The sequence below is a fragment of the Pseudoalteromonas sp. SCSIO_11900 genome (genome assembly GCF_000576475.1).
Taxonomy (GTDB): Bacteria; Pseudomonadota; Gammaproteobacteria; order Enterobacterales; family Alteromonadaceae; genus Pseudoalteromonas; species Pseudoalteromonas tetraodonis.
In genome coordinates, this window is sequence record NZ_KK070023.1 from 267,844 (window position 1) to 285,511 (window position 17,668).

Consider the following 17,668-nt stretch of genomic DNA (forward strand, 5'->3'; position numbering starts at 1 on the left):
AGTAGTCGGTTTTGATGATCACACCGATTTTAAAATAAAACACTCTACAAAAAGGTTAATTAAAAATGCAAACGCCAGTCATTCTGATCGTAGAGGATGAAGACGTAACTAGACTAAACCTCGTTAGTTTATTTGAAGCCGAAGGTTACAAAGTTATTGAAGCCATTGATGGCGATGATATGCATGATAAGCTTACAAATAACGATGACGTCAATCTTGTAGTTATGGACATCAATCTGCCAGGTAAAAACGGGCTTATTTTAGCTCGCGAATTACGCCAAAAACGCAAAGTTGGTCTTATTTTCTTAACAGGCCGTGACAACGATGTAGACCGTATTTTAGGTCTTGAAATTGGTGCTGATGACTATATTACTAAGCCCTTCAACCCGCGTGAATTAACTATTCGTGCTCGTAACTTAATTACGCGTACTGCATTAGGTGGTGAAGAGTCTGCTATTGAAACAAATGGCGTGATCACCTTTAACGGTTGGGAACTTGACGAAAATAGTCGCTGCCTTACTTCTCCAAACGGAGACGCGAAACGTCTACCTAAAGGCGAATACAGAGCACTGCGTTTAATGCTTGACTCTCCGGGTCGTATATTTAGCCGTGAGCAACTAATTAAACACATGACTGGCCGAGAGCTTCGCGCTAACGACCGTACGGTTGACGTAACAATTCGTCGTATCCGCAAACACTTTGAAAGCGACAACTCAACATCTGAGTTAATCAGCACCATCCATGGTGAAGGTTACCGTTTCATTGGTAAAATCGATAGCTAATTAGTTATTACTCTAATTGCTGTAAAAATAAATGAAGGGCCTGTTGTCCTTCATTTATTTTATCTGTTAACTCCTCAAGCCACACAGCTAACACTTCGTCACTTTGCTCCAGCGCCCCATGCTCCATTTGCTTTGCATGCAACTGAACATCATTAAGACCGACCGAACCAGCCGCACCTTTTAACTTATGCGCAACCGATTTGTACTCTTCTCTATCAGCAGCGTTTAACGAAGCTAACAGTTCTTGTTGGTACTGCGGATTTAGCTTTGCGAACAACTGGCTACTGCGTTTAAATACTTCAACGCCCATCGAATTTACAAAGTCTTCAATGGTTTCAACATCCAACAAGTCAGTATTAATTTGATTTAATAACGCTTGATTGACCACTCGTTGAGGAGCCTCGGTTTGCACTTGCTTAATGCCAAAGAGTTCAGCGAGCATATTATCTAACTTGCTTGTGTTTATTGGTTTAGCTAGTGCGCCTTGAATAGAAATACCCTCAAGCTCCTCTTCAGCACTGCGTACATTGGCCGTTAATGCCACTATTGGAAGCTGATCAAAATGACTTTGAGCGCGAATTTGTCTTGCCACTTCGTCACCATTAATATCAGGCAACTGCATATCAAGTAAGACTAAATCTAAGTCATCTTCAGTTTCGACAAACGATAAAGCATCTTCACCCGTTTCAGCCCACAGCACTTCGTGTCCACGTTGCTCTAGTAGGTTAGTAGCAATTTCAGCATTAAGTGGCACATCCTCCACTAATAAAATATATAAGCTACGCCCAACATAACTATGTTCGGTAGGAGCACTACATAAATTCAGCGGAATTTGTACCGTAAAGCAGCTGCCCTCTCCTGGGGTACTATTAACCGTTATTGTGCCTTTCATTGCGCTTACTAACGCTTTGGTGACAGCTAAGCCAATACCTGAACCAATGGCATTGGTGCCTTTAAGATCTGGCGCTTTATAGTACATGTCAAAAATGCGTGTTAGTTGCTCTTGTGGAATGCCTTCACCGGTATCGAGTATTTTAATAATAAGCCAAGGGCCATCTTCACGGTTTTCTCTGGCACAATCTAAGGTTACGCTCCCTTGTTGAGTAAACTTAACAGCGTTATTAATTAAGTTCCACACCACTTGGCGTAAACGGGTCGGGTCAAGCAAAGCATATATGTCAAGCATGCCAGAACGCTTCACTTCAAACGAAAGCTCTTTTTGCTCAGCAATAAGGCCTGCAAAGTTAACTACATCGTTGATAAAGTCCGAAACATTAATTTCGTTGGCGGCAATATCTAACTGCTCACGGTCAATTTTATCTAAATCTATAATATCGTTGAATATATTACCTAGTGTTTCGGCGCTTGAAAACACGGTATTACACCAACTGCGTTGCTGTTTGTTTAGTTCGGTATCCAGTAGCATGCGCGTTAAGCCCACAATACCATTAAGCGGTGTGCGTAACTCATGGCTTAATGTGGCAATAAATTTCCCTTTATCTTTATAAGCTGTTTCTAGTGCCTGCGCAGCTTCTTTACGACTGGTAATATCACGGCCAAACGCAAGTAAACCAATGTAATCCCCTTGTTCATTAATAAAGGGAAGTTTACGCAATTCAAACCACCTAATTTCACCGTTTACTGAGTACTCCACATCTATAGTTAAACCTTGGTGCGTACGCTCAACCTGCTCATCGGTTCTGAGTACTTCTGATAAAAAGTGGCTTGGGAATATTTCTTCTGCGGCTTTACCAATAAGTTCACCACTGGTTTTACCCATCACCTCTTCAAACATTTTATTACAACCAGCAAACACCCCGTTGTTATCGCGGTAATAAAATAAATCCGGCGAGGAGTCTACAATTGAGCGCAGTAACATGCCTTGCTGTGCGAGTTCTTGTTGTGTTTTTTTACGCTCTGCAATTTCACGCCTAAGCTCTTCTATTGCTCGGTGTTTGGCATGAAAAGCCATTTTACGTTCGTCAATTTCAATGTTTAAGCGATTAATATTGTCTTTGAGGGTTTGATTTAAAAGCTTCTCTTGTTTTGTGGCACTATCTAAATAAGCATAAGAGGCATCAAGTTGCCGAATAGAGTTTAATAATATGCTGATAACTAAAGGAGAAACAACCGAGGTAAAAAATACCACGGCGAGTATATCAACCAAGTTTACTTCGCCTATGGCAACGTAATAAAACATACTTGATAAAACCAGCGATATTGTCAGTAATAATGCATAGCAAATAGCTGCAGTTTTAAACTCACCAAAACGAGTTATTGAACTGGAAAGAACTCTAACCCACGGGTTCAAAGAAGAATCAGTCATATATCAGTTTTTCTCTTAGCTAAATGCTTAGGGTCTGTTGACCTTTCAAGGTTAAAGGCTAATTTTAGCATTTTCTATCAGCTATTTTCATGTTGTGCGACAAAAACAATAAAATTTCATGTTTGGTGTTATTTGCTGCATTTCAGCAAATCTTTATTTAGTGTAAAATGCGGCGTTTTAAATATTGCAAATAACGAGTAACGTATCATGCAAAAAACTATGCCAGATATTGCTAACACGGCTGCCGCATTACAAACAGGTAAATTAGACTGGGTAGGTATGGGCGATATAGAGCTGCCTTTTATTTTTGAATCTCTTGATTTAGCTCCAGTTACCGTTAATGCAAAAGCACGCGCCTTTGTTAATTTACACAAAGAAGATGCTAAAGGCATTCATATGTCGCGACTATTTTTAGCGTTGGATCACCTCTCAACTGAGCAACAGGTCAATCCAGAAACCTTAGCACAAGCCTTAGATACCTTTATCACCAGTCATGAAGGCTTAAGTGATAAAGCACACATTGAATTTAAATTTGAATTGCCGCTACGTCGTAAGTCATTACTTAGTGGTAAAGCAGGTTGGAAAAGCTATCCCATTGTACTTACCAGCACTATAAATCAAGGCGTTATTAGTTTTGAGCTCAGCGTTGATGTGACTTATTCATCAACTTGCCCCTGCTCTGCAGCATTGGCTCGCCAATTAATTCAAAACGCATTCAGCGAAAATTTTTCTCAAGAAACACTCACTCAATCAGAAGTTTTAGAGTGGCTTGGAACAACTCAAGGCATTGTAGCAACCCCGCATTCACAGCGTTCAATTGCTAATGTTAAAGTTAAATTAGCAAATAACATTAAACAGTTTGATGTGGTTAACTTAATAAACTTACTAGAAGATGAGCTAAAGACACCAGTACAAGCTGCGGTAAAACGTGAAGACGAACAAGAGTTTGCTCGCTTAAACGGTCAAAATTTAATGTTTTGTGAAGACGCAGCACGAAAAATTAAAACGACGCTAGAGTCAAAAGAGTTTACCGATTATTTCCTGCAAATTAACCATTATGAGTCTTTACATGCTCATGATGCAGTTGCGATTGCCGTAAAAGGTATTGAAGGCGGTTATAAAGCATAATAGTGCTCATCCCCACTCGTTAATAAAACAACCATAACAACTATTTGGGCACATAAATTGCTTTAGAAAAGCAGTGTCAATTTGTTGTTATGGAGTTACCGTATGGAATTCGCTTTATTATTAATATTAGTGCTAGTTGTTGGGGCATCTGTCGTTGCGTCAAAATTTAATGATGACGGCGGAAACCCTTATCCTTTTACTCGTAAGCAAAGTGTATTTACCCAAGTAGAAGGGGCGTTTCTGAATTTATTAGAGCGCGCCGTTGGCGATCAATATAAAATTGTTAGTCGCGTTAAACTAATCGATGTGATTGACTGTAAACAAGGCCTGTCTGTTAAATCTAAACGTGCGGCAATGGCTAAAGCAAAAAATAAGCAGCTCGACTTTGTTTTAGTAGATAAAGAAAAAATGACCATAGTGGCTGCGGTTGACTTAGTTAATAACGCCAATAAAGATGGCCACAAAGCACAGCGCGACTGGTTTGTTAATGGCGCATTGGAAGCCGCAGGTATTCCACATATTCGTATGAAAGTGAAGGCAGGCTACCACCCAAGCGAAGTACGCGATGCAATTATGTTTAAATTAGGTAAGCCAGCGGTATCTAAATCTTCACGACCCACGCGTGTTAGAGTTCATAAACCTGCGGTATTGTCTCCTTCTCAAGCAAAGGCACAATCAACAGCCCTTGCTGAAATATAATCAATAAGTTTATAAAGTGCGGGCTTTTTAAGCTCGCATTTTTGTTTGTTTTACCCCACGTTATTTTTTGCAGTATAATCACCGTATTCAAACTCAGGAATTTAACACTATGAATGTTGGTATTATTGGCGCAATGGAGCCAGAAGTTAAAATTTTGCGCGAGGCGATGCAAAATCCACAAGTTTTAACCAAGGCTGGTTTTACTTTTTACACAGGCGAGCTTGCAGGCAATACCGTCACTTTAGTGCAATCAGGTATTGGTAAAGTCGCTTCGACAATCGCAACCACATTACTTATCGATAACTTCAATCCAGATTGTGTTATTAACACTGGCTCTGCCGGTGGATTCGACCCATCACTAAACGTTGGCGATGTAGTAATTTCATCTGAAGTACGTCATCACGATGTTGATGTAACAGCGTTTGGTTACGAAATTGGCCAAGTACCACAAATGCCAGCAGGTTTTACTGCTCACCCTAAACTTGTAGAAGCCGCCGAGCAAACAATTGCACAAATTAGTGAAGTAAAAACCCTTGTCGGTTTAATTTGCACCGGCGACTCGTTTATGTGCGACCCTGTTCGTATTGAAAAAGCACGCAGTGACTTCCCTACAATGCTAGCAGTAGAGATGGAAGGTGCATCAATTGCGCAAACGTGTTTTGCACTTAATACACCATTTGTTGTTATTCGCTCAATGTCTGATATTGCAGGCAAAGAGTCGCCGCAATCATTTGAAGAATACTTAGAAACAGCCTCTATAAATTCATCAAAAATGGTCGTAGCTTTACTTGAGAAATTAACGGCGGTTACGCTGTAAATGCTCAATAATATTGTTCAAAATCATTTGGACTTTATTGTATTTATTTGTGCGCTCCTTGCTGAGCGCTTTTTACCTTTAGTAAGTTGGTATCACCCTAACCACATACTCTCTGCTATTTTTAGCGCTATAAGCCAGCGTATTTATAAAAAAACAGACACCAAGCAATATCATTACTTAGCAGCCTCAATGGCAAGTACGCTTATACTTAGTACTGTGCTTATTATTGTAGTTTTACTGCTTCAGTTTGCCTTTTACCCCGAGCTGTTATCAGGTCTTATTCTATATTTATGCCTAGAAAACAGTAACCTGAATAAAAAAGCGATACGCATAGCTAGGCTAGTCAAAAAAAATCAAAAATCGACAGCACGCGAATTATTAAAGCCACTAGTAGCCCGAGAAGTTATTGCACTTTCAAGCCCCGGGATTATTAAAGCCATTATGGAAAGTGTCATACTTAGAACGGCGCGTCATTACTTTGTGGTAATTTTCATATTTTTAGTATTGGGCCCCGTCGCCGCTCTAGCCTATCGTTTAATCACTTTAATTCAACAGGCGTGGCGAAGTGATATAGCTCCAAATAGCTCTTTTTTGATGCCGCTTAAACTGGTTCTTTTTATTGTTGAGTACATTCCCATACGTTTACTCGCGCTGACAATTGCCTCACTAAAGGCCAGTAAAAAAAGCATGCATTATATTAAGCATTATGGCCGACACTTCTATCAAACCAATACAGGCTGGTTACTTAGTGTATGTTCTGCATCTTTGGGGGTACAACTTGGTGGGCCTGCTATTTATAATACACAGCGTTTTAATAAAATGCGTGTCGGTGTAGAGCGTCTTCCCAACGCCGATGACGTACCACAACTACTCAATACACTTAACCAAACTCGCCTTTTTTGGTTTCTGATTATTATTAGCGTTGAAGTTATTAAGGCTGTTCTCGTTTTTAAGTTCGCATAAAAAAACCAGCCGTAGCTTAATGCAGATCAGTTAAGAATATTTTTATGATCACTTGACTGATCTTTCCATAGCTTCAAAATCCGATATTAGAAATAATATCGGATTTTTTTATGTCTCTCATTCAGCACTTCGATAACATGTCTTCATTTTTAAATGATGTACATACACTAGATAAACTTAAACAGGTTCTTGACCCTGGTATTCTTGAACAAGCATTTAAACATGCAGGTGTTGCTACTGTGCGTAAAAGGCGATTACCGCTAGAAGCTATTATGTGGTCTGTAATTGGAATGAGTTTATTCCGAAACGAAACCGTTTGGGATATCGCTAATAGACTCGACATCTCTTTACCCGGAAAAAACAAATTAGTCGCGCCAAGTGCGCTAGTTCAAGGCCGACAAAGGTTAGGCTATGAGTCAGTCCAACATACATTTCAATTACTTGCACACAAAACCTTTTCCACCCAGTCTTTTGAACAATGGTGCGGACTTAATTTACTCGCTGTTGATGGCGTTAGTTTTCGAACTCATGATAATCAAGATAACAGAGAAGCATTTGGCAGTGACAGTAATCAACATGGAGAAGTAAGCTACCCACAAGTACGAATGTGTAGCCTTATGGAAGTATCTAGCCATTTACTGTTAGATAGCAGCTTTGACTCCCGTCGCATAGGTGAAATGAGCTTAGCTCAACGACTATTACCAGCCGTACCAGATAATTCTCTTACCTTGTTTGACCGCGGCTATTACTCATTAGGACTGTTGCATCAGTGGCAAAACCAAGGAGATAACACTCACTGGATGTTACCCGCGAGGAAGGATTTACAGTATCAAGTTGAACATAGTATAAATGACAATGATAAAATAGTGATTTTGTCCACAAGTCCTCAAGCCAGAAAGAAATTTGAGTCATTACCAGAGACCTTGATGGCAAGATTAACCACCTATAAAGTGGATGGAAAAAGCTATCGTGTTCTCAGCTCTCTCATTGACCCTTTACGATTTCCATATGAAGAATTAACAGAGGTTTATACTCAACGCTGGGAAATTGAGCTGGCGTTTAGAGAAATAAAGCAGGGATTGAATCATAGCAAACACACGTTACGTAGTAAGAAACCAGACATGGTACGTCAAGAGTTATGGGGGTTATTACTCGCTTACAATTTAATACGTATCGTCATGCTTGATGCAACTAAAGGTGAGGATATTTTGCCTACACAGCTAAGCTTTAGCCAATCTATGCGACAGGTTATCGCTTTCTTTATGTTTACGCCAATACATAGTGCAAGTAAGTTGCCTATTCATTACGATGAGTTACTAACAACACTTAGATTGTTTATTTTACCCGATAGGTTACCAGATAGGCATTATCCAAGGGTGATAAGAAAGAAGCCGAATAAGTACCCCTATAAAAGAAAATGCCAGTCAGTTCTTAACTGACTGGCATTAAGCCGTAGCTGGTTTTTATAATGTCCGAAGTTTTAAGCTACGGTGATATTTGCAAATTTGCGTTTACCTACTTGATAAATAGCCGTTGTGCCTTTTGCAATTTCCAATTTGGTATCTGTAATTTTGTCTTCGCCGTTAAGCTTTACAGCACCTTGTTTGATCATCCTCATGGCTTCTGAGGTACTCGCCACTAAGCCCGCTTCTTTAAGTAAGTTAGCGATTAAAATTGACGCTTCATCAATATTAACTGTCAGCTCAGGGATTTCATCTGGCAAGGCTTTTTTCTGAAAACGCTGGATGAAGTCATCATGAGCAGCTTGCGCATCAGCTTCACTGTGAAAACGCGCAATTAGCTCTTTAGCTAATTCAATTTTAATATCGCGCGGGTTAGTGCCCTGCTCTACACGCTGTTTTTGCGCTGCAATTTGCTCAATAGAAAGGCTACTTAGCAAATCGTAGTAACGCCACATGAGTACGTCACTAATTGACATGATTTTACCGAACATATCTGAAGGCGTATCAGTAATACCAATATAATTACCGAGTGACTTCGACATTTTCTGAACGCCGTCAGTTCCCTCAAGTAAAGGCATCATTAATACTGTTTGTGGTTTTTGACCTTCATCTTTTTGCAGCTCACGACCCATTAATAGGTTAAAACGCTGATCGGTGCCGCCTAGCTCAACATCTGACTCTAATGCGACTGAATCCCAGCCTTGCACCAGTGGATACAAAAACTCATGAATCGCAATCGATTGACCGCCAGCATAGCGCTTTTTAAAATCATCACGCTCAAGCATACGCGCCACAGTTTGACGCGCGGCTAATTTTATCATCCCCGCAGCGCCTAATTTCTCCATCCACGTAGAGTTAAAAGCGACGGTTGTTTTAGCCGGGTCTAAAATTTTGAACACCTGCTCTTTATAGGTTTCGGCGTTGGCAAGCACGTCATCACGTGTAAGTGGTTTACGGGTCACATTTTTGCCCGTTGGATCGCCAATCATACCGGTAAAATCACCAATTAAAAAAATAACCTCATGACCTAAATCTTGAAAGGTTTTCATTTTATTAATGAGTACAGTGTGACCTAGGTGTAAATCTGGAGCCGTAGGATCAAAACCAGCTTTAATTTTTAGCTTTTTCCCCGACTTTAATTTTTCAACCAACTCATCTTCAATTAATATCTCTTCTGCACCGCGTTTTATCTCTGCTAGAGCGGTTTGTAAATCCACTGTGTGTTACTCCAAAAATTCTGACAACGAAGGGGTGTAATATGCTCACGGTTTATTGCTAGCGCGTTATCACAAAGCAAATAAAACTATTTAGCTAACATAACAAATTTCCACCTAATTAGAACAACTTTTTTAACTAATCGCAGCACCAACCAAATTGCAGGGTGTACGTTCTAAAAGGGGATATAAACGAGCGATTAATAATACGCCAAAAGTGTTTATCACAAACTAAAAACAGTTTACAAATTAATCACTTCTCGTAATTAAACCGTTTTATAAACTAATATAACATTATGATGAAAAAGCAAAGTATCCAAGAATATAAAATAGTGTAACAGTTCAACTTTAAACACAAACAGCCTGAATACCCTACGATTTTAGCCTAATTTAACTCGAGTTTAAATCTACAAAATACTAGTATTCACAGATTATTCGTTATATCCTGCAATATAACCTATTTATTATCTTGACAGCAGAAAAAGGCACGTTATGGTTCACGTGGTTAACACGCTCCCCAAAAAACACAAAATGCTTATTCTAGGTTTGGTTTCTGCTATTGTTGCCTTAGCCTTTCTTCCTTCTGAAAAAGCCACTGCATCCAAAGACAATAGTGAAAACACACTAGAAATTGGTAAGCGCTATGAATTACAAATTAAAGTAGGTGAGAACGAAAAACTCACTGACCTAAATTCAGAGCAGGCAGCACAAAAACTTCCAGAATATGATTTTGTCGATCACCAAGTTAAAAATGGTGACAATTTAGCGATTATTTTTAAGCGCGCTGGTTTTTCTGCACAAACGCTGCATAAACTTGTAAACACCAACGCTGAAACACGTAAGCTAACTAAAATTCACCCAGGTGAAACGTTAAGCTTTGCTACCGCCGAAGACGGTTCATTAGCTCAATTACGCTACGTTATTTCTAAAACGGATACGCTATTCGTCACACTTAATGACGAAGGCCAATACGACACCTCAATTGACAGCAAAGAAATAGAAACACTGAGCAAAACAGCCGGTGGGGAAATTTCAAGTAGCTTTTGGACCTCTGCAATTGCAGCAGGTTTAAGTGAACGCCAAATCATGAACTTTGCCGATATATTTGGTTGGGACGTCGATTTTGCAAACGACATCCGCAAGGGTGACGAATTTGGCTTAATTTATGAGTCTCATTTTGTTGACGGTGAGTTTATTGGCACCGGTAAAATAATTGCCGCTGAATTTATAAACCAAGGTGAGCGTTACACCGCTATTCGTCACACAGACGGTAACTTTTACACCCCTGAAGGCCGTAGTATGAAAAAAGCCTTTTTGCGGGCGCCTGTTAATTTCAAATATATTAGTTCAAGCTTTAACCCTCGCCGCCTACACCCCGTTACAGGACAAGTGAAAGCACATCGCGGCATTGATTACGCTGCACGTACCGGTACGCCAGTTGTATCATCGGGTAATGGTAAAGTAATTAAAGCAGGCTATAGCAAATATAATGGTAATTACGTATTTATTAGCCATGGTACTCAATATGTTACTAAGTACTTACACCTTAACAAGCGCCTAGTCAGAACAGGGCAAAAGGTAAAACAGGGAGAAAAAATAGGTACTGTTGGCTCAACTGGTCGTGTAACCGGTGCGCATTTACATTATGAGTTTTTGGTTAACGGCGTTCACCGTAACCCTAAAACCGTAAAACTACCTAAGTCTGAACCATTACCTCGTTCAGAGCTTGCTAAATTTAAGCCTATTGCTGATAACTTTATCGCACAACTAGAGCGCAGTCGTGAGCTACAACTAGCACTTAGATAACCACTTCACTGATTAAATAAAAAAGCCTTTGCTGGGGTTACCCGCAAAGGCTTTTTTGTGTGTGATATTTAAGTTTCAAACTTAATTTACAAGTACGTAAATTAGCTGCACAACCAAAGATATCATGACTAATGGCCAAATATACTTGCTGTATTTGGTAGCACCCTCTAGCCCCATTCTACTTTGGTACTTTTCTAGCAAAGGAATAATGATCACCAAAGCAATCACTAAGCTAATTAAAATGACAAATATATTCATATCAACACCTTTGTATTATACCAATTCGTTCAAATAATATTGAAACGGGTATTAACTCACGGCAAAGCGCAGCCTTTCGCGCTAATATATAACTCATACCAATGCTCTCGACTTAAATTAATATTAATTGCATCACTCGATGCCTTAATACGATCTACATTAGTTGTGCCTATAATTGGCTGAATCGATGCAGGATGGCGAAGTAGCCATGCCAATACAATAGCTTCTGCACTTGTGCCATATAAAACAGCAAGCTTACTAACTAAAATACTCGTGTTTACATCCGCTTGTGACGCTTTTGACAGGTCACCGCCTGAGTATAAACCTTGGCACAAACTGCCCCAACTCTGAATTTGAATGTCATGCTCACGACAATACTCAACACACCCTGGGGTAAAGTTAATATCTTTGCCATCGGCATTACCCACATAAATGCCCTCATCAACCCACTGATGTTTTTGTAAACTGGCCTCTATTTGATTTGCCACAATTGGCATATCTAAAGCGCGCTGCAAAAACCTTATTTGATGTTGAGACATATTTGAAACTGCAAAATGACGCACTTTGCCACTTTCTTTTAAACAGCTAAATATTTGCGCAACTTCCTCCACCTCCATTAATGGATCAGGGCGATGCAACATAAGCACATCTAAGTAGTCGGTATTTAATCGTTTAAGTGAGCCCTCAACAGAACGCTCAATCCAATCAGCAGAAAAATCATAACGCTGCGGGTTTTTCTCATCAGCAAAGCGAATACCACACTTAGACTGAATATACATTTGTTCTCTAAGCTCAGGGCGCTCAGCCAACGCATTACCAAAAACGTGCTCAGCTTTGCCTAAAGTATAAATATCAGCGTGATCAAAAAAGTTAATCCCGCTTTCCAATGCTGCGTCTATGCATGAATGGGCTTGCTTTAAGTGCCCACTGTTAATGGCGTCTTTATTCCAAGCACCTCCTAAACCCATACAACCAAATACAAGCTTACTAACCTTGGGTAAATATTTTGCCAGCGGTGTGTGTAACATTTGACAGCCCTTTAAAAAAATGAAGAGTGATTACTTTAAACAAAAAACCCTATACAAGAAACCGCTTAATCTAAAACATTAAATTTTAGGCAAAAAAAAGCGCAGTAAACTGCGCTAATGGTTGGATTAAATATTACTAGCCAACAAGTGCTAATAAAATACCTGCAGCAACAGCACTTCCCAGTACGCCAGCTACATTAGGCCCCATGGCATGCATCAGTAAAAAGTTGTGCGGGTTATTTTCAAGACCGACTTTATTAACTACACGAGCCGCCATAGGAACAGCCGATACACCCGCTGCACCAATTAATGGATTAATTGGGGTTTTTGATATTTTATTTAAGCCTTTTGCCATAAATACACCTGAGGCCGTACCAATAGCAAACGCCATTGCGCCCAGTACTAAAATACCAATGGTTTCCACTGTTAAGAACTGCTCGGCAGCAAGCTTAGAGCCTACCGCTAGTCCTAGAAATATGGTGGTTATATTAATAATTTCGTTTTGAGCACTGTTACTTAGCCTATCGACCACACCCGACTCACGCATTAAGTTACCTAAACAAAACATACCAACCAGTGGAATGGCGGCTGGTAAAAAGAGCGCAGTTAAAGTAAGTACCATCAGCGGAAAAATAATTTTTTCCTTTTTTGATACTTTACGCAGTTCTGGCATTTGAATTTTACGCTCTTCAGGCGTTGTAAACGCACGCATGATAGGCGGCTGAATAATAGGAACCAACGCCATGTATGAGTACGCAGCCACGGCTATAGCACCTAATAAATCAGGCGCCAGTTTTGACGCTAAAAAGATAGCGGTTGGCCCATCAGCGCCACCAATAATGGCAATTGCTGACGCATCTTGTAAACTAAACTCAAACCCTGGGATAAAGTTAAGTAAAATAGCCCCAAATAAGGTAGCAAAAATACCAAACTGCGCCGCAGCACCTAATAACAACATACGCGGGTTGGCAATTAACGCACTAAAGTCAGTGAGCGCGCCCACTCCCATAAATATTAATAACGGAAAAATTCCGGTATCAATACCTACATAGTAAACATAATAAAGTAAGCCACCAGGGTCAGATAAACCTGCCACAGGAATATTAGTTAAAATAGCACCAAAACCAATGGGCAGTAATAGTAGCGGCTCAAAGTTTTTAACTATAGCTAAAAATAATAACAAACAACCAACGGCAATCATGATCAGCCCAGGAAATGTAAAGTTAGCAATGCCTGTGGCATGCCAGAGGTTTAAAATACCATCCATCCTCTAATTACTCCTTAAGCTAATGCAATCATTGCATCGCCGGTTGACACTGAATCACCTTCAGAGACAAGCACGTCTGCAATTGTACCGGTATGCATGGCGCGTACTTCGGTTTCCATTTTCATGGCTTCCATAATAATCACCACATCGCCTTCATTTACTACCTGACCTGGCTTTACTTTAATTTTAAAGATATTACCGGCAAGTGGCGCATTAAGAGTTTCACCTGAAACAACTGATGCCGACTGCGGAATATGCTCAGAGTCTTTTAGCGTCACCTCTTTAAGCTCACCGCCTTGAGCAACCACGACATCGTATACTTTGCCATCTACTTTAACGCTGTATTGCTCAGCCTTAACGCCTTTATTGTTTGCCGCTGATTTTTCAGGTGCTTTATTTGAGCTATCATCAGCGCTGGGAACAGGTTCAAATGCGTCAGGGTTATTACGGTTTTTAATAAACTTCAAACCAATTTGTGGGAATAAGGCATACGTGAGCACATCATCAATTTGCTCATCAGCAAGCGTTAAGCCTTGCTCTTGCGCAAGTTTACTTAATTCAGCTTCTAAAGTTTCAAGTTCAGGTTTAATAATATCTGCAGGGCGACAGGTAATTGCTTCGCTGCCATCAAGTACACGCTCTTGTAACTCTTTATTCATAGGAGCAGGTGTTGAACCATACTCACCTTTTAATACGCCAGCGGTTTCTTTGGTGATGGTTTTATAGCGCTCGCCAGTAAGCACATTAAGTACTGCCTGAGTACCAACAATTTGCGAGGTCGGTGTAACTAATGGAATAAAGCCCAAATCCTCACGCACCCGTGGAATTTCAAGTAATACTTCGTTTAGTTTATCAGCAGCGCCTTGCTCTTTAAGCTGATTTTCCATGTTAGTTAACATACCACCTGGCACTTGGGCTAATAAAATTCGGCCATCAACACCTTTTAAACTGCCTTCAAACGCAGCGTACTTTTTACGTACGTCTCTAAAGTAAGCTGCAATTTCTTCAAGGTGGTTTAAATCAAGCCCAGTATCACGCTCAGTACCTTCCACGATTGCAGCAATTGTTTCAGTTGCTGAATGACCATAAGTCATACTCATAGACGATACAGCCGTATCGAGCATATCAATACCGGCATCAATCGCTTTTTGATACGTTGCGGTACTTAAACCCGTTGTTGCATGACATTGCATGGCAATAGGAATTGAAACCGTTTCTTTTAAGCCTTTAATCAGTTTTTCTGCATCATAAGGCTTAAGCAATCCCGCCATATCTTTAATACAAATTGAATGACAACCTAATTCTTCAAGTTGCTTAGCAAGTGTTAGCCACATATCCAATGTGTGTACTGGGCTTACCGTGTAAGAAATCGTACCTTGGGCATGCGCGCCTACCTTAACCGCCGCTTTTATAGCAGTTTCTAAGTTACGTACATCATTCATGGCATCAAAAATGCGAAATACGTCTACGCCATTTTTGTGTGCGCGCTCAACAAACTTTTCAACAACGTCATCAGCATAATGGCGATACCCCAATAAGTTTTGACCGCGAAGTAACATTTGCTGGGGTGTATTTGGCATCGCCTTTTTAAGCGCGCGAATACGCTCCCAAGGATCTTCGCCTAAATAACGAATACATGAGTCAAAGGTAGCCCCACCCCAAGACTCTATAGACCAATAACCTGCGTCATCAATTTTTTTTGCAATAGGTAACATGTCGTCTAATCGCATGCGGGTAGCTAAAAGCGACTGATGGGCGTCTCGAAGTACGAGTTCTGTTATTTTTAATTTAGCCATTGGTATGCTCCTCTAATTATTATTTGTTTTGTACTGAGCAATGGCAGCACTAATTGCAGCGATGTGCTCATTTGGCACACCTTGAGATTTAAAAGATGGTGTTCTCTGTGATACTTCAAGTTCTGGCTGAGAAAATTTGCTAGCCAGCTTAGACATAACTGTCACTGCACCAATCAATAAAGAAAGAAATACAAACACACCCACCATACCGGTTAGCATTAAATTGCCTGCAGTTGTAAGCAAAGCCCCTATATCCATAATTCTCCCCTGTTCAAAACTGAATACATAAAAAGTCAGTTTATTTAAATAAATATTCACCAATAGTAACAAAAACTACTCTTTTGTCTACACATTGTAAATTGGTAAAACCAATTAATCTAAAAGTAACATATCACCAATAAGGTTAACACCACCTAAAATAGCTTATTTAACCTATATATATAGATGGTAAAAATGTTCGTTATAAATAAAGAATATATAAAAACCCTAATATTCTGTAAAAACACATAAAAATATACCAAATGAGCTAATCCACTAAAAACTGCCAAAGCAAATGCTAATTGGTCTTACCAAAATAACGACTGTAAAAACTATTTATTATCTCATCAGACACCACTGTGAATAAGTTACAGATAAAACCGTAAAAATTACCAACCTAATATAAAGCCAAATTCAAAAAGATAAGTTAAACTATTGATTTAAAACAAAATAAAATACTGGCATATTACTCGCTTATATAAAAACAACACTTTAACACTTAGATAAATCAAGGAGATGACAATGTTACGCTGGACAATTACATTTTTGGTGATCGCACTAATCGCAGCCGTTTTAGGATTTGGTGGTATTGCAGGAGCCGCAGCAGGAATTGCTAAGATCATATTTTTTATCTTTATAGTTTTACTGGTTATTTCACTTGTCTCTGGCGCTTTACGTGGTAAAAGCCCCAAGTAGATAAGAAACAACGAACTTTTTAAATTTATATACAAGGAATTACATTATGAAATCATCAACACTTAAAGCAGCAGCTATTGGCCTATTCGCAAGTGCATTTATTATGGGTTGTGAAGACAATCATGCAGAAGAAGCCGGTGAACGCATCGACGAAGCCGTGACAGATGTTCAAAATAAAGTAGAAGATGCCTGTGAAGAAGTAAAAGAAGGTGTCAACGCTGAAGAAACAAATTGCTAATTCAGCCCCCTTTTTAAAAAGCGACCATTTGGTCGCTTTTTTTTGTGTTTAGTATTAGTCGCCAAGTTGCTACCCATTAATTATAAACTCTGAACTATTAATTCTTTTTAAGCTGCGCATTTACCACATAGCTTGCTAAAATGATAAAAAATAGCTTTTAAGTATAGATGCATGGTATTTACGACAACCTATAAACTCGATAAACCTTACTTTTATGAATGCTTCGACCAATCGCTGCCTTATAGTAAACGCGCGCAACCTAAATATTTTTTATTAGCACTGCTTGTTGTATTGGGATTATTTGGTATTTATGGTTTAGGAGATCATTACCTAGGTACATTTTTGCTGATGCTAGCCCTACTCGAATGCATCGCCTTTTACTATCGCCGCCCATGGTGGGTTACCAGGCAAATGCTAAGCAGAGCGTCTGGTTCTGAAGTCACTCTCACCTTCGACGAAGACGGAATAAAATCAACCAATCATTACAAAAATTACCAGTTAGCTTGGCACGACATTAACGAAATTATTACTACAGATTGTGGACTATTGTTAAAAAGTAAAAGCGGTATGCAATACATTTCTAAGGCAATACTCGACGAAGAAACGATTGATTTTATAAACAAAAAAGCCACTCAGTGAGTGGCTTTTACAAATGTCATAGTTATATTAACTAGCACATTTTATACTATGTTGATTAAGCATTGCCCGGATTAGGGTTAGACTTTTCAGCTTGTATGCGCATGTAAATTTCTTCACGATGAACTGATACGTCTTTAGGTGCGTTAACACCGATACGAACTTGATTTCCTTTAACACCCAGAACAGTAACGGTTACTTCGTCACCAATCATCAGGGTCTCGCCTACTCTACGAGTTAGTATTAGCATTCTCTTGCTCCCATGTTCCAATAAAATTATAAGATTCCGAACA

At 39.6% G+C, this 17,668-nt stretch carries 18 protein-coding genes; 10 read left to right on the plus strand and 8 right to left on the minus strand.

All coding sequences use genetic code 11. The features are described from left to right. The first annotated feature begins 65 nt into the window (after window positions 1-65). The gene (arcA, locus tag BG00_RS01220; RefSeq protein ID WP_008110444.1) at window positions 66-782 is read left to right on the plus strand and encodes a two-component system response regulator ArcA; all 717 of its coding nucleotides are present in this window, start codon (window positions 66-68) and stop codon (window positions 780-782) included. A gap of 7 nt (window positions 783-789) precedes the next feature. Here arcA and arcB read toward each other — a convergent pair whose 3' ends face one another. Beyond that, the gene (gene arcB / locus BG00_RS01225; protein WP_036980083.1) at window positions 790-3,108 is read right to left on the minus strand and encodes an aerobic respiration two-component sensor histidine kinase ArcB; all 2,319 of its coding nucleotides are present in this window, start codon (window positions 3,106-3,108) and stop codon (window positions 790-792) included. Between the two features lie 207 nt (window positions 3,109-3,315). Between arcB and folE2 the strand changes: the two genes are divergently transcribed. The 5 genes from folE2 (at window position 3,316) to BG00_RS01250 (ending at window position 8,154) form a co-directional block, all read left to right on the plus strand. Then, window positions 3,316-4,236, plus strand: coding sequence for a GTP cyclohydrolase FolE2 (gene folE2, locus BG00_RS01230; RefSeq protein WP_036980085.1), 921 nt, complete (start codon window positions 3,316-3,318; stop codon window positions 4,234-4,236). Between the two features lie 102 nt (window positions 4,237-4,338). After that, entirely contained in the window at window positions 4,339-4,935 is a 597-nt protein-coding gene (locus BG00_RS01235; protein ID WP_036980088.1) for a DUF2726 domain-containing protein, read from the plus strand. Between the two features lie 109 nt (window positions 4,936-5,044). Next, entirely contained in the window at window positions 5,045-5,752 is a 708-nt protein-coding gene (gene mtnN, locus BG00_RS01240; RefSeq protein WP_016900621.1) for a 5'-methylthioadenosine/S-adenosylhomocysteine nucleosidase, read from the plus strand. After that, window positions 5,753-6,715, plus strand: a complete 963-nt coding sequence (locus BG00_RS01245) for a cobalamin biosynthesis protein CobD/CbiB (RefSeq protein WP_036980089.1) — start codon at window positions 5,753-5,755, stop codon at window positions 6,713-6,715. It begins immediately after the preceding gene. A 110-nt stretch (window positions 6,716-6,825) separates the two neighbouring features. Then, entirely contained in the window at window positions 6,826-8,154 is a 1,329-nt protein-coding gene (locus BG00_RS01250) for an IS4 family transposase (RefSeq protein WP_051498217.1), read from the plus strand. A gap of 41 nt (window positions 8,155-8,195) precedes the next feature. Here the strand turns inward: BG00_RS01250 and tyrS are convergent, their stop codons facing one another. Then, entirely contained in the window at window positions 8,196-9,395 is a 1,200-nt protein-coding gene (gene tyrS, locus BG00_RS01255) for a tyrosine--tRNA ligase (protein WP_036980091.1), read from the minus strand. 489 nt (window positions 9,396-9,884) lie between these two features. On the opposite strand from tyrS, the gene BG00_RS01260 reads away from it, so the two are divergent. Then, the gene (locus tag BG00_RS01260) at window positions 9,885-11,198 is read left to right on the plus strand and encodes a peptidoglycan DD-metalloendopeptidase family protein (RefSeq protein ID WP_036980092.1); all 1,314 of its coding nucleotides are present in this window, start codon (window positions 9,885-9,887) and stop codon (window positions 11,196-11,198) included. 81 nt (window positions 11,199-11,279) lie between these two features. On the opposite strand, the gene BG00_RS17755 is transcribed toward BG00_RS01260, so the two are convergent. The 5 genes from BG00_RS17755 to BG00_RS01280 form a co-directional block, all read right to left on the minus strand. Then, window positions 11,280-11,456, minus strand: a complete 177-nt coding sequence (locus BG00_RS17755; protein ID WP_171034712.1) for a hypothetical protein — start codon at window positions 11,454-11,456, stop codon at window positions 11,280-11,282. 56 nt (window positions 11,457-11,512) lie between these two features. Then, the gene (locus BG00_RS01265; protein WP_036980094.1) at window positions 11,513-12,484 is read right to left on the minus strand and encodes an aldo/keto reductase; all 972 of its coding nucleotides are present in this window, start codon (window positions 12,482-12,484) and stop codon (window positions 11,513-11,515) included. A gap of 136 nt (window positions 12,485-12,620) precedes the next feature. After that, on the minus strand, window positions 12,621-13,751 hold the full coding sequence (locus tag BG00_RS01270; RefSeq protein WP_013464130.1) for a sodium ion-translocating decarboxylase subunit beta: 1,131 nt from the start codon (window positions 13,749-13,751) through the stop codon (window positions 12,621-12,623). Window positions 13,752-13,765: 14 nt separating this feature from the next. Then, window positions 13,766-15,547 carry a sodium-extruding oxaloacetate decarboxylase subunit alpha gene (oadA, locus tag BG00_RS01275; protein ID WP_036980096.1) on the minus strand — a complete coding sequence of 594 codons (1,782 nt, stop codon included), beginning with the start codon at window positions 15,545-15,547 and terminating at the stop codon, window positions 13,766-13,768. 12 nt (window positions 15,548-15,559) lie between these two features. After that, window positions 15,560-15,805: an OadG family protein gene (locus tag BG00_RS01280; RefSeq protein WP_013464128.1), complete on the minus strand. Its 246-nt coding sequence runs from the start codon at window positions 15,803-15,805 to the stop codon at window positions 15,560-15,562. A gap of 522 nt (window positions 15,806-16,327) precedes the next feature. On the opposite strand from BG00_RS01280, the gene BG00_RS17220 reads away from it, so the two are divergent. The 3 genes from BG00_RS17220 (at window position 16,328) to BG00_RS01295 (ending at window position 17,378) form a co-directional block, all read left to right on the plus strand. Continuing rightward, window positions 16,328-16,501, plus strand: a complete 174-nt coding sequence (locus BG00_RS17220) for a DUF1328 family protein (RefSeq protein ID WP_036980098.1) — start codon at window positions 16,328-16,330, stop codon at window positions 16,499-16,501. Between the two features lie 46 nt (window positions 16,502-16,547). Next, window positions 16,548-16,739, plus strand: coding sequence for a hypothetical protein (locus tag BG00_RS01290; protein WP_013464127.1), 192 nt, complete (start codon window positions 16,548-16,550; stop codon window positions 16,737-16,739). Between the two features lie 171 nt (window positions 16,740-16,910). After that, on the plus strand, window positions 16,911-17,378 hold the full coding sequence (locus BG00_RS01295) for a YcxB family protein (protein ID WP_008115132.1): 468 nt from the start codon (window positions 16,911-16,913) through the stop codon (window positions 17,376-17,378). Window positions 17,379-17,433: 55 nt separating this feature from the next. Here BG00_RS01295 and csrA read toward each other — a convergent pair whose 3' ends face one another. Then, a complete protein-coding gene (csrA, locus tag BG00_RS01300; RefSeq protein WP_004587515.1) occupies window positions 17,434-17,625 on the minus strand; it encodes a carbon storage regulator CsrA in 192 nt (63 codons plus the stop codon). Between the last annotated feature and the right edge of the window lie 43 nt (window positions 17,626-17,668).

What these genes read in the sequence shown, in the direction of transcription:
- arcA (WP_008110444.1), top strand. Translation starts at nt 66, where the DNA reads ATGCAAACGCCAGTCATTCTGATCGTAGAGGATGAAGACGTAACTAGA.
- arcB (WP_036980083.1), bottom strand. Translation starts at nt 3,108, where the DNA reads ATGACTGATTCTTCTTTGAACCCGTGGGTTAGAGTTCTTTCCAGTTCA.
- folE2 (WP_036980085.1), top strand. Translation starts at nt 3,316, where the DNA reads ATGCAAAAAACTATGCCAGATATTGCTAACACGGCTGCCGCATTACAA.
- BG00_RS01235 (WP_036980088.1), top strand. Translation starts at nt 4,339, where the DNA reads ATGGAATTCGCTTTATTATTAATATTAGTGCTAGTTGTTGGGGCATCT.
- mtnN (WP_016900621.1), top strand. Translation starts at nt 5,045, where the DNA reads ATGAATGTTGGTATTATTGGCGCAATGGAGCCAGAAGTTAAAATTTTG.
- BG00_RS01245 (WP_036980089.1), top strand. Translation starts at nt 5,753, where the DNA reads ATGCTCAATAATATTGTTCAAAATCATTTGGACTTTATTGTATTTATT.
- BG00_RS01250 (WP_051498217.1), top strand. Translation starts at nt 6,826, where the DNA reads ATGTCTCTCATTCAGCACTTCGATAACATGTCTTCATTTTTAAATGAT.
- BG00_RS01260 (WP_036980092.1), top strand. Translation starts at nt 9,885, where the DNA reads ATGGTTCACGTGGTTAACACGCTCCCCAAAAAACACAAAATGCTTATT.
- BG00_RS17755 (WP_171034712.1), bottom strand. Translation starts at nt 11,456, where the DNA reads ATGAATATATTTGTCATTTTAATTAGCTTAGTGATTGCTTTGGTGATC.
- BG00_RS01265 (WP_036980094.1), bottom strand. Translation starts at nt 12,484, where the DNA reads ATGTTACACACACCGCTGGCAAAATATTTACCCAAGGTTAGTAAGCTT.
- BG00_RS01270 (WP_013464130.1), bottom strand. Translation starts at nt 13,751, where the DNA reads ATGGATGGTATTTTAAACCTCTGGCATGCCACAGGCATTGCTAACTTT.
- oadA (WP_036980096.1), bottom strand. Translation starts at nt 15,547, where the DNA reads ATGGCTAAATTAAAAATAACAGAACTCGTACTTCGAGACGCCCATCAG.
- BG00_RS01280 (WP_013464128.1), bottom strand. Translation starts at nt 15,805, where the DNA reads ATGGATATAGGGGCTTTGCTTACAACTGCAGGCAATTTAATGCTAACC.
- BG00_RS17220 (WP_036980098.1), top strand. Translation starts at nt 16,328, where the DNA reads ATGTTACGCTGGACAATTACATTTTTGGTGATCGCACTAATCGCAGCC.
- BG00_RS01290 (WP_013464127.1), top strand. Translation starts at nt 16,548, where the DNA reads ATGAAATCATCAACACTTAAAGCAGCAGCTATTGGCCTATTCGCAAGT.
- BG00_RS01295 (WP_008115132.1), top strand. Translation starts at nt 16,911, where the DNA reads ATGGTATTTACGACAACCTATAAACTCGATAAACCTTACTTTTATGAA.
- csrA (WP_004587515.1), bottom strand. Translation starts at nt 17,625, where the DNA reads ATGCTAATACTAACTCGTAGAGTAGGCGAGACCCTGATGATTGGTGAC.